This is a genomic window from Novosphingobium sp. ERN07 (assembly GCF_012641335.1).
Taxonomy (GTDB): Bacteria; Pseudomonadota; Alphaproteobacteria; order Sphingomonadales; family Sphingomonadaceae; genus Novosphingobium.
The window spans coordinates 20,256-34,126 of the sequence record NZ_JABAID010000014.1; the positions used below are offsets into that span (position 1 = coordinate 20,256).

General features: G+C 64.6%; 12 protein-coding genes. 2 read left to right on the top strand and 10 right to left on the bottom strand.

The window, feature by feature from the left end; translation table 11 throughout:
• Position 1 precedes the first annotated feature (1 nt).
• Genes gspN through HGI47_RS16265 form a run of 8 tightly spaced genes read right to left on the bottom strand, consistent with a single transcriptional unit; the run spans position 2 to position 8,634 of the window.
• Positions 2-712 (bottom strand): type II secretion system protein N, encoded by a 711-nt coding sequence (gene gspN, locus HGI47_RS16230; protein ID WP_168853822.1) that lies wholly within the window; start codon positions 710-712, stop codon positions 2-4.
• Entirely contained in the window at positions 709-1,188 is a 480-nt protein-coding gene (gspM, locus tag HGI47_RS16235; RefSeq protein WP_168853823.1) for a type II secretion system protein GspM, read from the bottom strand. The genes gspN and gspM overlap by 4 nt, the downstream gene beginning before the upstream one ends.
• Positions 1,185-2,303 (bottom strand): type II secretion system protein GspL, encoded by a 1,119-nt coding sequence (gene gspL, locus HGI47_RS16240; RefSeq protein ID WP_168853824.1) that lies wholly within the window; start codon positions 2,301-2,303, stop codon positions 1,185-1,187. Before gspL ends, gspM begins: the two co-directional genes overlap by 4 nt.
• A gap of 6 nt (positions 2,304-2,309) precedes the next feature.
• Positions 2,310-2,777: a type II secretion system major pseudopilin GspG gene (gene gspG, locus HGI47_RS16245; protein ID WP_168853825.1), complete on the bottom strand. Its 468-nt coding sequence runs from the start codon at positions 2,775-2,777 to the stop codon at positions 2,310-2,312.
• Positions 2,778-2,779: 2 nt separating this feature from the next.
• Positions 2,780-4,009, bottom strand: a complete 1,230-nt coding sequence (gene gspF, locus HGI47_RS16250; protein ID WP_168853826.1) for a type II secretion system inner membrane protein GspF — start codon at positions 4,007-4,009, stop codon at positions 2,780-2,782.
• Positions 4,009-5,523: a type II secretion system ATPase GspE gene (gene gspE / locus HGI47_RS16255; protein WP_168853827.1), complete on the bottom strand. Its 1,515-nt coding sequence runs from the start codon at positions 5,521-5,523 to the stop codon at positions 4,009-4,011. The genes gspF and gspE overlap by 1 nt, the downstream gene beginning before the upstream one ends.
• Positions 5,524-5,527: 4 nt before the next feature.
• A complete protein-coding gene (gene gspD, locus HGI47_RS16260) occupies positions 5,528-7,774 on the bottom strand; it encodes a type II secretion system secretin GspD (protein ID WP_168853828.1) in 2,247 nt (748 codons plus the stop codon).
• Between the two features lie 11 nt (positions 7,775-7,785).
• Entirely contained in the window at positions 7,786-8,634 is an 849-nt protein-coding gene (locus HGI47_RS16265; protein ID WP_168853829.1) for a type II secretion system protein N, read from the bottom strand.
• 189 nt (positions 8,635-8,823) lie between these two features.
• Here HGI47_RS16265 and HGI47_RS16270 point away from each other — a divergent pair, with 189 nt between their 5' ends.
• Positions 8,824-9,306 carry an NUDIX domain-containing protein gene (locus tag HGI47_RS16270; RefSeq protein WP_168853830.1) on the top strand — a complete coding sequence of 161 codons (483 nt, stop codon included), beginning with the start codon at positions 8,824-8,826 and terminating at the stop codon, positions 9,304-9,306.
• On the opposite strand, the gene dinB is transcribed toward HGI47_RS16270, so the two are convergent.
• Positions 9,285-10,430 carry a DNA polymerase IV gene (gene dinB / locus HGI47_RS16275; RefSeq protein WP_370521770.1) on the bottom strand — a complete coding sequence of 382 codons (1,146 nt, stop codon included), beginning with the start codon at positions 10,428-10,430 and terminating at the stop codon, positions 9,285-9,287. The two genes, HGI47_RS16270 and dinB, sit on opposite strands and share 22 nt — an antisense overlap.
• A gap of 102 nt (positions 10,431-10,532) precedes the next feature.
• Between dinB and HGI47_RS16280 the strand changes: the two genes are divergently transcribed.
• On the top strand, positions 10,533-11,759 hold the full coding sequence (locus HGI47_RS16280) for a multidrug effflux MFS transporter (protein ID WP_240950240.1): 1,227 nt from the start codon (positions 10,533-10,535) through the stop codon (positions 11,757-11,759).
• Between the two features lie 9 nt (positions 11,760-11,768).
• On the opposite strand, the gene HGI47_RS16285 is transcribed toward HGI47_RS16280, so the two are convergent.
• The gene (locus HGI47_RS16285; RefSeq protein ID WP_370521771.1) at positions 11,769-13,712 is read right to left on the bottom strand and encodes a putative bifunctional diguanylate cyclase/phosphodiesterase; all 1,944 of its coding nucleotides are present in this window, start codon (positions 13,710-13,712) and stop codon (positions 11,769-11,771) included.
• Positions 13,713-13,871: the final 159 nt, after the last annotated feature.

Genomic DNA, 13,871 nt, shown 5'->3' on the forward strand with positions numbered 1-13,871 from the left:
CTCAAAAACTGCCGCTCGTCCCGATGCCAATACCGCCGGGACGAGCGTCAAACCCTCCAGCCCGCAGCGCATCCGCCGCTTCCTGCGGCAAGCCGCTCAACGTCAGATCCGCCTGCCAGCGCCCATCGCGCGTCATGCGCAACGCCAGCCGCTCCATGCCCTGCGGTCCGCGCATCGGCACCACCAGCGCGCCCTTTTCACACCGGGCCGTGCCCGAAAGCGCAAGACCATTGGGCATCAACGGCCCGAACGACGCCAGAGTAACGCCCAGCGTGCCTTCTGCCTGCACGCAGCCGCCATGATCCATCCGCACTGAAAACCGGTTGAAGCTTAACCCTGTCACCGGCAATCCTCCCAGTCCATCGGGCAGAGCGATGCTGCCGCTGGCCTGCGATATCCCATGCGCGCCACCCTTGGCCGAAAACCCATCGCGCGAAATGGCGAACTGCGCCCGCCCGATCAGCAGCGGCAAAGGCTCCAGCCCCGCGTCCACCGTGCCCAGCGGCAGCGGCCCCACGTTGAGATCGGCAATCCGCCCATCCCAGACCGATCCTTCCACACTGCGCGCTGTCACGTTCTCCGGCATCGCAATGCCCAGCACCAACCGCAGCGGCAGCAGCACGATCAGCGCAAGCAGAGCCAGCGCGCCAAGCGCCAGCCAGCCACGCCGGGTCATCCCGCTATCGCGCACGAATATCCAGCGTCCGATCATGCCCCGGCCCGCCGCAGCGTGACATTGACCGAAACCGTGCCATCGGGCGCGGGCGTCATCGTCAATTGTTCCACGACAAGCCCTTGCGCCGCCAGCCCATCAAGCCATGACAGCGTAGCCGATGGCCGCGCCGTGGGGATGATCAAAACCACCATGTCGCTGCCTTGCCGCTGGCTGGATTGCACGACAAAGCCCGCAGCCTGTGCGCTGCCTTGCGCCACCTGTTCCACCGGTCCGGCCAGCGCCGCAGCCTTCACCACAGGCGCACGCTTCAGCGCTTCCAGCCCGGCCACGATCCGCCCGGCCCGCTCAGTCGCCTCACGATGGCGCAGCGCCGCATCATCCAGCGCATGGCCCAGCGGCAGCACGATGCCATAGACCAGCACAATCAGCGCGGTCAGTCCGCCCGCCACCCCCACCAGCCAGCGCTCGCGCCCGGTCAGGCCAATGAACCATGCAGAAAGCCTGCCCATCATGGTGCCCTCACCGTGATGGCGGCAACCGTCGCGCCGGTGGGATCAGGGGCCAACGATGGCGGCACGGTCACTTTCCAACCCTGATTTTGCAGCGCGATCAGCACCGCGTTCACATCCTCGGCACGCGGGGCTGCTGCAGTGAAGCGCAAGGTGCCATCCGCACTATAGCCCATATCGCGCAATTTCACCCCCGGCACGCCGCGCATCACGTCCAGCAGCGCGGCGGCGGGCGCAGCGAAACTCGCCCCGCCTTCACCCCGCCGCGCCAGTTCGGCGTTCAGCAGGCGTTCGGCGCTGTCCAGATCCGTCGCCGCCGGAAAGCGCTGCTGCGCCAATTCCACCGCACGGGCTTCCTCGGCGGAACTGTCCATGTTCCACTTCACCACCCACACCAACATCAGCAGCAAGGCCAGCAAAGCTGCCACCGCCGCCATGCGTGCAAGGCCCAGCCAGTCCGCCGTGCGGAACACCGAAACCCGGCGCAGGCCGTATTGGCCCTGTCGCAGGTTCAGCGGCGGCGCGGCGTGAATTTCCGCCAGACTGCCCAGCAGATCGTCGCCCGTCAGTGCCGATTGTTCCTGTCCTTCGGCCAGTGCCGCTACCAGCCCCGGCTCGGCCACAAAAGCCGCCTCCGCCGTGCGCGCCAGCAAATGCCCGCCAAGGTCAGCCAGCATCAGCCCGCGCTCAGGATGGGGCAGCACCAGCGCCGCAGGAACCAGCGCCTGCGGATCGATCCCCTGCCCCGCCAAGGCGGCCAGCCAGCGGTCCATCGCCGCAGGGGCAACGCGGCACGCCAGCAAGCGCCCCGCATCTGCGCCAACCGCAACATGCTGAACAGGATCAAGTCCGCCCTGCGCCAGCGCCAGTCGCTCCGCCGCCAGTGCCTGCGCCTCCGGCATATCGGGCATGTCCCGGTCGATCACCGGGGCGTCCGCCGCCGGGACCAGCACGGTCACAGCCTCCACCTCACCCCAAGGCGCACGCTCGGCCTGCGCGTCTAAAACCATCTCCCGGCCCAGCCCGCGCTCGCCCACGCGCCACCAGCGCCACGGCGCACCAGCCTCGACAGGCAGCAGGACGATCAGGCCGTCAAGAACAGGCGCGGCAGCAGCCATCGGTCGTCAGTTCTGCCCGGCGTAGATATCGGCGTTCTGATCGGTCCCGCCCGGCTGGCCATCGGCCCCCAGCGAGAAGATTTCGAACGGCTTCCCGTCGCGCCCCGGCACCTGATACTGATAGGCATGGCCCCACGGGTCGGTCGGCACATCCTTCACATAGCCGCCCGAACGGTAGTTCTGCGGCATGGCAAGGTTGGCAGGCGGCGTCTTCAGCGCATTCAGCCCTTCGCCCATCCCCGGATAGCTTGCCATATCGAGCCGGTACATCTCCATGCCCTGCTCCAGCGTGGCGATATCGCTGCGCGCCTTCACCACCATCGCCTTGTCCTGGCTTGGCAGCACGTTGATCAGCACCACCGTGGCCAGCAGGCCGATGATGAAGATCACCACCATCAGTTCGACAAGGCTGAAGCCGTTGCGGCGGCGCTTGTCTTTGGTTTCGGGCGATTGGTTCGGGGTCTGGTCGGTCATCATCAAAGTCCGGTTAGGTTCTGAAGCTGCAGGATCGGCAGCAGGATGGCGAGGATGATCAGCGCAACAAGCGTGCCCATCACCACGATGATTGCAGGTTCGAGCAGCGCCATCGCCGCAGCGGTAAAGGCCTCGAACTCACGCTCAAGATAATCGGCGGCACGCTCCAGCATCGGCCCCAGTTGCCCCGCCGCCTCGCCGCTGGCGGCCAGATAGACCAGCAGCGGCGGAAAGGTACCCGCTTCGCGCAGCGCGGTGGACAGCGATCCCCCCGCGCGCACTTTCTCCGAAATGCCCGCCAGCGATTGCGCCTGCACCGCGTTGGAAACTGTGCGCGTGGCCAGCCGCAAGCCATCAACCAGCGGCAAACGCGCCTCGATCATCGTCGCCAGCGTGCGCGCCAGCGATGCGGCATGAACATCGCGAATCAGCTTGCCGATGAACGGCAGGCGCAGCAGTCCGGCATCGAAGCGCAGCTTGAATGCCGGTTGGCGCAGCGCGCGGACGACACCCAGCACGCCCAGCGCCAGAACCAGCAGCAGCGCCCACCACCAAGTGCTAAGGAACTGCGAAATCCCGATCACCACGCGCGTCAGCATCGGCAATTGCCGTGCGGCATTGTCGAACTGTTCCACCACGCGCGGCACGACAGAGATCATCAGCCCTGTCACCACCGCAATGGCCACCAGCGACAGCACGATGGGATAGGCCAGCGCCGCAATGATCTTGCCCCGCACTTGCGCCTGCTTTTCCAGCATATCGGCCAGACGATCAGCAATCTGGGGCAGGCTGCCCGAATTTTCGCCCGCCGCGATCATCGCGCGGAAGATCGGCGGAAAGCTCGGCTCCTCGCGGCGCATCGCCTCGGCCAAGGGCAGGCCTTCCACGATCCCGGCGTGAACATTGGTCAGGATCGCCTGCGCCTTGGGCTTTTCGGTCTGCCGCGCAATCGTGCGCAGCGTTTCCTCCAGCGGACTGACCACCATCAGCGACGACAACTGCCGGGTGAACAGCGCCAGTTGCTTGGCAGAAAGCTTGGTCGCGAACAGCGCAATGCCGCTGGTGCTCGTCGCCGCACGCCGCGCCGAAGCCGCCGCATCGGTGCTCACCGTAACCACAAACCATTCGCGCGCAGCCAGCTTGTCACGCGCCGCAGCCTCGCTCGCCGCTTCGATCGCGCCGCGCCGCTCTGTCCCTTTGGGGTCAATCGCGTGATAGGCAAAGCGCGCCATCAGCCATCCCGCCGCATGATGCGCGCCGCTTCCTCAGGGCTGGTCACGCCATCACGCACCATGCGCCGCACCGCCTTGGCCAGCGTTGGCGAATCCGCAAAAGCGTGACGCGCAATCGCCGCTTCATCGGCGTTGTCGTGGATCATCTGCCGAATGGTGTCGTCCACCCGCAGCGCTTCAAACACGCCGACGCGGCCCTGATACCCAGTCTGCCCGCAAGCCGCGCAGCCCTTGGCAGACCACACCTGGCGCACTTTCTTCATGCCCAGCACTTCGGCCATGCCGGGCGAAATCTCGTGTTCTTCGCGGCAATGCGGGCACAGCCGCCGCACCAGCCGCTGCGCAATTACCGCGCGCAAGGTGGACGCCAGCAGGAACGGCTCCACCCCCATATCGCGCATCCGCGTGATGGCACCCGCCGCATCGTTGGTGTGGACGGTGGACAGCACCAGATGCCCGGTCAGCGATGCCTGCACCGCGATGTCCGCCGTCTCCTTGTCGCGGATTTCGCCGACCATCACCACATCGGGATCCTGCCGCAGAATCGCCCGCAAACCGGCGGCGAAGGTCAGCCCGACCTTCGAATTGACCTGCGTTTGCCCCACGCCATCCACAGCGTATTCCACAGGGTCTTCCACAGTCAGGATATTGCGCTGCCCATCGTTCAGCCCGCGCAGCGCGGCGTAAAGCGTCGTCGTCTTGCCCGAACCGGTCGGCCCGGTAACCAGCACGATGCCGTTGGGTTCGCCCAGCGCGCGGCGCAGCGTGTCCTCAGCTTTTGGATCAAGGCCCAACTGGACGAGATCGATACCCGCATTTTCCTTGTCCAACAGGCGCATCACCACCCGCTCGCCCGCGCGGTTGGGCAGGGTGGAGACACGCACGTCCACCAGTTTTCCGCCCAGACTCAAAGAGATGCGCCCATCCTGCGGCACGCGGCGTTCTGCGATATCCAGCCGCGCCATCACTTTGATGCGGCTAACGAGGACCGGCGCGACATGCGGCGGCATCCGCAACTTCTCGGTCAGCACGCCATCCACGCGCATCCGCACCACCAGCGCGGTTTCATACGGTTCGATGTGGATATCCGACACGCCTTGCCTCAGGCTTTCGGCGATCAGTCCGTTGATCAACCGGATGGCGGGAGCATCGTCGGCGCTGTCCAACAGGTCTTCGGCGGACGGCAGACCAAGCGCGAGCGGGTCCAGCCCATCGCCTGCAATGCCCATGTCACCGGCCACCGCTGCAGCCGCACCATCGACCGCGTAAACCTCTGACAAGAGGCGCTCAAAGTCACCTTGGTGCACTCTATGTGCATCTAGGTGCAGTTCAGAAACGCGCCGTAATTCGAGCAAGACGAGCGGATCAGCCCCTTCGCGCAGCGCCACGACCATCTCTGTGTCGGTCACGCTCTGCACCAGCACACCCCGGTCCCGCGCAAAGGCATAAGGCACGTGAGGCACCTTTGGCGCCACCTCCACGGTCAGCCCTGCGATGTCCTGCGCGTCTTCCACCCGATCAGTCCTGCGCGCTGCTCGGCGGGAGTTCAGACTGTTCCAGCGGAGCAGGCACCGCGCGCGGACGGATCAGCGTATCGCCGGGAGCCACCACCGCCACTTGCGCAGAAGGCGCGGCGGGCAGGATTGCGCCCATGTAGTCCACGATCAGTTCGTCGATGCTCGGTTCGCGCTTGGGTTCAAAATCCACCTGCGCCTGCCGCACCGTGCCATAGCGGCGCGCGGCCAGCGCCTGCCGGTCTGCCGCATTGCGCAGGATCGTCGGGCGGATGAACACCATCAGGTTGGTCTTCACCCGGCTGCGCGCGCGGGATTTGAACACTTCGCCAAGAATCGGAATATCGCCCAGCAGCGGCACCTTCTGAAGCGTGCGCTGCTCGTTATCGTCGAGCAAACCGCCCAGCGCCACGATCTCGCGGTCCCCCACGGTCACGGTCGTCTTGATCTCGCGCTTGTTGATGATCAGTTCGTCCGACTTGCTGGAGACGGTCCCCGCAATCGAGCTGACTTCCTGCCGCAGGTCCAGCCGGATCAGGTTGCCCGCGTTGATCTGCGGCGTCACGTCAAGCTCGATGCCGACGTTCTGGCGCTGCACCGTACGGAAGGTATCGTTGAAGTTGCCGCCCGAAAGCGCTTCGCCGGTGGTGATCGGCACGTCCTGGCCGAAGAGGATCGAGGCGGGGACGTTGTTGTTGGTGGTGATGTGCGGCGTGGACAGGATGTTCGAGTTCTTGTCGGTCGCCACGGCATTGATCAGCGCACCCAGGTAGGTGTCCTTGCTGAGCTCGGTAAGGAAGCCGGTATAGGCCCCGCTGGCACCGAGGATCTTGGTCGCCGCGTTTTCTCGCAGCAGATCGCCCGCCGTGCTGTTCGTAGTGGTGGTGACGGTTGCGCCATTTACCACGGTCGTCGTCTGGTTGAGATTGTCGGCCAGCAAACCGCCCGCAATATCGATGATGTTGGGCGAGGAATTGGAGAAGTTGGTGACGGCAAAGGGCTTGTCCTTTCCGCCGAACAACAGCTGGACGCCCAGTTCCTTGGCCACGTTGTTCGAGATTTCGACGATGATTGCTTCGACCAGAACCTGCTGCTGCGGAACGTCGAGCTGGCGGATCAGTTCGGAAATGCGGCGTTGGTCGTCTTCCGGTGCAGCAATGATGATCGCGTTCGCGCCCGGATAGCGCGTGATCGTGGCGGTGCCGCGACCGTTGGCCAGCTTGATCGGGCCATTGCCGAGACCGCCTGCCGTTGCGCCGATGGGGCTGGTGGCGTTGCCTCCGGTTGATGCGGCCTGACCGGTCGAACCTTGTGTTCCGGCGGACGAGGTACCGCTGCCGCCCACACCGCCGAGCGAGATCGGCGCGGCGCTGGCCGAAGCGACTTCGCCCCCGCCCTGCCCGCCGAGCAGGCGTTCCAGCACCGGCACGAGCGCCGCCGAATCCGCGTGATCGAGCCAGACGACCTTGATTTCACCGCCCGTCGCCGCGCGCGCATCAAGCTGGCGTGCCATCGCCGCCATCTTTGCCAGCGTGGCAGGTTCGCCGCGCATCAGCACGGCATTGGCGCTGTCGACCGCAACGACGGTGGCGAGCGAACGCCCGCCTTCGCCGCCAGCGGGCACAAGCTGGGTCAGCGCCGTGGCGATTTCACGCGCGCCAGCGTGATCGAGCATCACGGTCTGCGTGGCGGCGTTGTCCCGATCAATATCGGCCAGTAGCGCGCGGATGCGGCGCATGTTGTCGGCATAATCGACCACGACCAGCGAATTGCCCGATTTGTTGGCAGTGATCGCGCCTTCCTTGCTGATCAGCGGGCGCAGCGTTTCCACGGCCTGCGTGGCGTCTATCGCGCGAAGGCGGATCACTTCGGTCACCATCTGGCTTTGCATCGCACCCCGGCTGCCGATGCGGCTGGGATTGCTGGCGGCACCATCGGCGGGCTGAATGCGGAATGCGCCATTGGCGGTGGGCACGGCCACAAGGCCATTGGCGCGCAGGGTGGAAAGGAACACTTCGAAGTATTCGGAACGGCTGAGCGGCCTGTCGGACACGACGCTGATCTTGGCCTGCACGCGGCTATCGACAATGAAGGTCCGCCCGGTGACTTCGGCGGCATCGGCCACGAAAGCGCGGATATCCGCCTCGCGCACGTTCAGCGTATACTGCGCCAGCGCGGCTTGCGGCACGGCCAGAGCGAGGGCGGCGGCTCCGAGGAGCATCTTTGGAGCAAGGAGCGAGCGCAGGTTCATGGAGAAAGCATTCATGGAGCGAGGGTGATGGCAAGCGGAAGCTGGCGATCACCGCGCTTCACGGTGACCGAAATCGAAGCGCCGGGGCGGATCGCGGCGGAAAGAACAGCGGCATCGGGCGCGCCGGTCACGGGCTTGCCATCGATGGCCTGAATGACGTCTCCGGGCTGGAACCCTGCGGCGCGGAACGTGCTGCCATCGCCCGACGACAGCACTTCAAGGCCGACGATACGCCCGCCTTCGGCACGCGGGCCAAAGTTCACGCCCGAACGCAGCGCCTCAACGCTGACCGCCCCGCCAGCGGGACCGGCACCGAGCGGCGGGACCACGGGGTTGGCCGCAACCACCTTTGCCGCTTCTGGCGCAGCGCCGGACTGATCCAGATAGAGCAGTTCCTTTGCGCCATTGTGCGCCAGTTCGACATGATCAAAGGCGACGGCGGCAAGCGTAACGCCCGGCTGCACTTCGGCGCCGACGCGATAGACCTGTTGCAAGCCATCGCCGCCTGCGATGATCGCCGTGCCCCCACCGCCCGGCGTAGCGCGCGTGGCGAAAAGCGTGAGAGCGAGCGAGGTGACCGCGCCTGAGGTTTCAGCTTGCGCTGCAGGCGCGCTGCGGTTGAACGGATCGACGCTGGCGAAAAGCGCCGCGCGCGCGGCGGGCGACATCATCCGCACGCCCTGCGGACGCCAGTTGCCAAGCGACGAAACCGGGGTGATCAGCGCCCAGAGCAGCGCGGCACCCAGAAAGGCGATGATCACCGCCAGCGCCCACCACAGCACGGTGTGCAGCGATGGCAAAGCCAACGCATTACCCGGCTTGGCCAGTGGTCTTGGCAGCGTGATTCCCCCGAATCTCAAGCGCGTTTTCCCTTCCGATGGCGCAGGCATAGCCGCTAGGCACCGATTCACAAACGCCTGTGGCCGACCGAACCTTCGGGAAGCCCAAGCAGTCAAATGCTACGATGGTGTGACAAGATGATGGCAATCCCGACACACCGCTGCGGACACGGATGACAAGCTGCAAATGATCGGTCAGAGTCCCGCGCCATGCTTTCTTTTCTGCCCGGTCCGGTTCATCGCACGGCGTTGCGAAGTGCACACGCCCTGCGCCTGTGGTTCTGGCGGCTGACCAAACGCAAAGTGCGCGGGTGCAATGTCATCGCCGCCAATTATGCGGGCGAAGTTCTGCTGGTGCGCCACAGCTATCACGCGCGTGACACATGGATGCTGCCGGGCGGTGGGCTGGGCCGCGATGAAAGCCCGATTGCCACCGCGCAACGCGAACTGCGCGAGGAAACCGCCTGCTTGCTGCGCGATCCGGTACATCTTGGCACGGTGACGCTGGATCGCAACGGCTGGACCAACCTGATCGAACTGGTCTGCGGCCGGGCCGAAGGCACGCCAGCCCCGGATGGCCGTGAGATCGAGGAAGCGCGGTTCTTTCCGCCCGATGCCCTGCCCGAAAGCACCAGCGGCCCGGTGCGCGCCATGATCGCCCGATGGGCTGGTCAGAACGGCAGTTCTGCCTGAAGCACTGGCGTTGCCGCATGGGCGTCGCTCTCGTCAGGCTCTTCGCCTTCCAGCGCCGAAAGCGTCAGCCCCATGAGGCGGATCGGCTTGGGCAAGGGCAATTGCGCATCAAGCAGCTCGCGTGAAAGCGCGGCAAACTCTCCCTTGCCTACAATCGGGCGCGGCAGCGATTTGGCGCGGGTGCAGGGGGTGAAATCGTTGAACTTCATCTTGAGCGTAACGGAGCGGCCTTTCGCGCCGCTGCGTTCGATCCGCTCCCACACGATTTCGATGATGCGCTCCAGCGTTTCGCGCAACGCCGCGCCTGCGGAAATATCGCGTTCGAACGTGCGTTCGCCGCCCACCGATTTGCGCGGGCGGTCAGCCTTGACCTGCCGCAGGTCTATCGCGCGGGCAGCGCGGTAGAGATAGTCTGCGGAACTGCCGAAATTGGCGCGCAGGAACGCAAGGTCTTTTACCCGCAGGTCTGCCCCGGTTTCGATACCAAGCCGCGCCATCTTTTCGGCCCCGCGCGGGCCGATGCCGTGGAAGCGGCGCACGGGTAGGCTGGCGACGAAAGCTGCGCCTTCTCCGGGCCGGATCACGCAAAGGCCATCGGGCTTGTTCTGGTCGCTGGCGATCTTGGCGAGGAACTTGTTGTAGGAAACGCCCGCACTGGCGGTGAGGCCCGTCTCGGCCCGGATACGCTGGCGGATCAGTTCGGCAATACGCGTGGCAGACCCGATGCCGCGCACATCGTCGGTCACATCAAGATAGGCCTCGTCGAGCGAGAGCGGTTCGACATGCGGGGTGAAGTGCAGAAACACCGCGCGGATCTGCTGCGAAACGCCCTTGTAGACATCGAAGCGCGGCTTGCGAAAGATCAGGTCCGGGCAAAGCTGGACCGCACGGGCCGATGGCATGGCCGAGCGCACGCCAAACTTGCGCGCCTCGTAACTGGCAGCAGCAACCACGCCGCGCCCAGATGAGCCGCCGACAGCAACGGGCAGCCCGCGCAATGACGGATCATCGCGCTGCTCGACGCTGGCGAAGAAGGCATCCATATCGACATGGATGATCTTGCGGATTCCGGTCGCCGTGCGGTCAGGTTCGATAGAGGCAGCAGACGATTCCATCGTTGCCATGTTACGCGCTTTCGCAGCGCAACATAAAGGGTAGGAATCGCGGCCGTTCTGGGCCACTAGACAGTTATGCCTTCAAACAATAGCCTTCCACGCTCGCACAGCATGGGCGACCGCGAAACCATCGCGATGATGGCGCTTGTCATGGCGCTGCAAGCATTGGCCGTGGATGCGATGTTGCCTGCACTGGGCTTTATCGCGGACGATCTTGGGGTGACCGACCCGAATCGACGCCAGCTTGTGATCGGCACATTCCTGCTCGCATCGGGCTTTGCCTCACTGCTGCCCGGATCGCTGGCCGACCGCTTTGGTCGCAGGCCGGTGCTGCTGTCGTGCATCGGGATTTACATCCTGTTCTCGCTGGGATGCGCACTGGTAACGTCGTTCGACGGGCTGCTGGTCATGCGGGTGTTGCAGGCAATGGGCTGCGGTGGCCTTGCCGTTCTTCCCGGCGCGATCATTCGAGATCGCTTTTCGGGCGACCAGATGGCCAAGCAGATGTCGATCATCTCGGTGGTGTTTCTGGTGGTGCCGATGCTGGCCCCCAGCATCGGGCAGGTCGTGCTGCTGTTTGCAGGCTGGCGCTGGATCTTCGTGTTTCTGGCGGTGATGGCGGTGGTGATGGCTCTGTGGGTCTATATGCGGCTGCCCGAAACGCTGCACCCCGAATATCGCCAGCCGATCCGTCTTGGTGCCATCGCGGTCAATATGGCAGGGGCGGCCACAAACCGTTCGGCCATCGGCTATGTGCTGGGCGGTTCGCTGACGTTCGGGGCGATGCTGGGCTATATCAACTGCTCGCAGCAGCTTGTGGCCGAACACTTTGGCGCGGGCGAAACGTTTCCGCTGCTGTTCGGCTTTTCCGCGCTGATGATGGCGGCAGCGAACTTTTCAAACTCGCGCATCGTCGAACGGTTCGGCGCGCGGCGCGTTTCGCACACGGCAGTGTTCGCATTCATTGCAGTGAGCGCCACGCAATTGTGGTTCGCCACGCGCCCCGGCGAAACGCTTTGGCAGTTCATGCCGCTGATGATCCTGAACATGATCCTGATCGGCTTCATTGGCGCGAACTTCAATTCGATAGCCTTGCAGCCGTTTGCCAGCACGGCGGGTTCGGCCAATTCGATGCACGCATTCCTGCGCATGGTGATCGGATCGGTGATCGGGATTTTTGTGGGGCAGGCCTATGACGGATCGGCCCGTCCGCTGGCGCTGGCGCTGCTGATCTGCGGCGTGGTCAGTCTCCTGCTGGTGCTCTACAGCGAAAAGGGCAAGCTGTTCCGCCGCATTCACCCGCCGGGCACCCCGCGCCCGATCGTGCTGGAGCATTAAGTTATACGGCTAGGCCCACAGGCTGACGGTTTCGGTCAGAGGGTCGGCCGCCATCGCGGCAAGTGCTACATGCGCCGGTTCAGGATGGCCGAAGTGATAGCCCTGCATCAACCGGATACCCAACGCACGGGCGGTTTCGGCCTGTGCGGCGTCTTCCACGCCTTCAATCGTGCAATCGATGCCAAGCTGCCATGACAGCGAGATGATCGTGCCGACCAGCGTGCGCGCGCCCGGATCGCTGGCCAGCGCGCGCGACAGTTCCTGATCGATCTTGATCATGTCCAATGGCAGGCGATGGACCTGGCTGAGGCTGGACCAGCCCGCGCCGAAATCGTCAAGCGCGATGCGAAAGCCCTTGCTGCGGAAGGTCTGAAGCTGCGATTCGGCACGGCGCGGATCAGAGATCAGCGCGCGTTCGGTCACCTCAAGGATGATCGCGCCCGCCGGTGCGCCCGCCTCTTCGACCAGCTTTGCAAGAGCATCGGCCGTGCCCGCGCGCGTGACATCGCGCGGAGCGAGGTTGATCGATAGCGTTCGGCCATAGTGCCATGCCGGGCATTCGCGCAGCGCGCGGGCCATGACCATGCGAGTGAGTTCGCCAGTGCGGCCCGTGGCATCGGCCAGCGCCATGAACTGGCCCGGCGCAAGCCAGCGTTCGCCATCGGGACTCCACCGCACGAAGGCTTCGTAGCCGGTGACGCCGCCCGTTTCTCCATCGATGATCGGCTGATACAGCAGGCGCAAACGGTCTGCCAGATCGCTGTCGTTGAACAGGCGCGTGATCGCCGCGCGCGTTTGCAGCTCGGCCTCATCATCCGGGCTGAACACGATGACCGCGCCATCGGACTGCTCCTTGGCCTTATACAGCGCGGCATCAGCACGTTCGAGGCAATCGCTGGCACTGCGTCCATCCATGCGGTGCACGCCGACCGAACCCGACAAACGCAGAACAGCGCCGGCATGGAGAACCGGCGCACGCAGCGATTCGGAAATTTCGGTGGCCAGCGCTCGCACTCCGTCTTCATCGAGATCGGGATCGAGCACAGCAGCAAATTCATCACCGCCGAGCCGCCCGAAACATCGAATGCGCCCGAACGTGGCGAATCGCTGTGCCACGGCGGCAAGCACTGCGTCTCCGGCGGCGTGACCATAGGTATCGTTGACGTGCTTGAACCCGTCGAGGTCCACAAGCGCTAGCCAGGCCTTGGTATCGGGGCTTCCGGGCCGTTCAAGTTCCTGATCCAGCCGGGTCAGGATCGCACGCCGATTAAGCGCGCCGGTCAGCGGATCGACGGTAGCCTGCAGCAGGTTGTCTTCGGCAAGTTGCGCGGCTTCGCGTTCACGACGGACAAGCTGCTGGCGGGACAGCTCAAGCTTCACGAAATCGCGGTGATGGCCATTGGTCACCAGCAGCAGGATCGTTGTCACTACGACCTGCACCATCATGACCAGAACGGCATTGGGATGACCGCTGAACAGGATCTGCCCGGTGGTGGGAATGGTGATCGCAATGGCAATGCGCAGCGCTGTAAGCGGCGAATGCGCAAGGCCAAGAATGCCGGAAAACAGCGTTACGGCAATGATGTAGTGGACGAAAGACTGCTCTGCCACATCGCCATAGGGATAGAGCAGCATACCCCAGAGGGCGAAGAGGAAGCCGGCGAATGCGCCGAGCCAGCTCATCGCGTTCAGATCGCGCCGCAACACTGCGAGCGAACGGCCTACCACGGCGCTGGGCCGCCAATAGAATGCGCGCCATATGGCAAAGCTGCCCAGCAAGAGCGGTACGAACAGCGTCAACCAGATCGGTGCCTCGCTGCGAAAGCGCAAAGCTACCAGCAGCGCGTCGAACACCACAACCATGTAAAGCAGTGGCAACCGGTGCGAGAGGCTGTTGGCATAGGCCTGTGTGAAGCTATCGCCTTCATGCTGCGCCCAACGTCGGCCTGCCACGCGCAACAATTGGGCCAGCCCGCCGCGCCTTGCGGAAGAATCGGCAGAATGGTGCGGCCCGGTGTTCATCGCCGGACATATTTAAGGCTACGCGGTTAACAGGGCGTAAGGAGTGATCGCACGAGTGGAACCGGTATGGTGCGATTATGCGAACCTATG

What these genes read in the sequence shown, in the direction of transcription:
- dinB (WP_370521770.1), bottom strand. Translation starts at nt 10,430, where the DNA reads ATGGCAACGATGGAATCGTCTGCTGCCTCTATCGAACCTGACCGCACG.
- gspM (WP_168853823.1), bottom strand. Translation starts at nt 1,188, where the DNA reads ATGATGGGCAGGCTTTCTGCATGGTTCATTGGCCTGACCGGGCGCGAG.
- gspG (WP_168853825.1), bottom strand. Translation starts at nt 2,777, where the DNA reads ATGACCGACCAGACCCCGAACCAATCGCCCGAAACCAAAGACAAGCGC.
- gspF (WP_168853826.1), bottom strand. Translation starts at nt 4,009, where the DNA reads ATGGCGCGCTTTGCCTATCACGCGATTGACCCCAAAGGGACAGAGCGG.
- gspL (WP_168853824.1), bottom strand. Translation starts at nt 2,303, where the DNA reads ATGGCTGCTGCCGCGCCTGTTCTTGACGGCCTGATCGTCCTGCTGCCT.
- HGI47_RS16280 (WP_240950240.1), top strand. Translation starts at nt 10,533, where the DNA reads ATGGGCGACCGCGAAACCATCGCGATGATGGCGCTTGTCATGGCGCTG.
- gspN (WP_168853822.1), bottom strand. Translation starts at nt 712, where the DNA reads ATGATCGGACGCTGGATATTCGTGCGCGATAGCGGGATGACCCGGCGT.
- gspD (WP_168853828.1), bottom strand. Translation starts at nt 7,774, where the DNA reads ATGAACCTGCGCTCGCTCCTTGCTCCAAAGATGCTCCTCGGAGCCGCC.
- HGI47_RS16270 (WP_168853830.1), top strand. Translation starts at nt 8,824, where the DNA reads ATGCTTTCTTTTCTGCCCGGTCCGGTTCATCGCACGGCGTTGCGAAGT.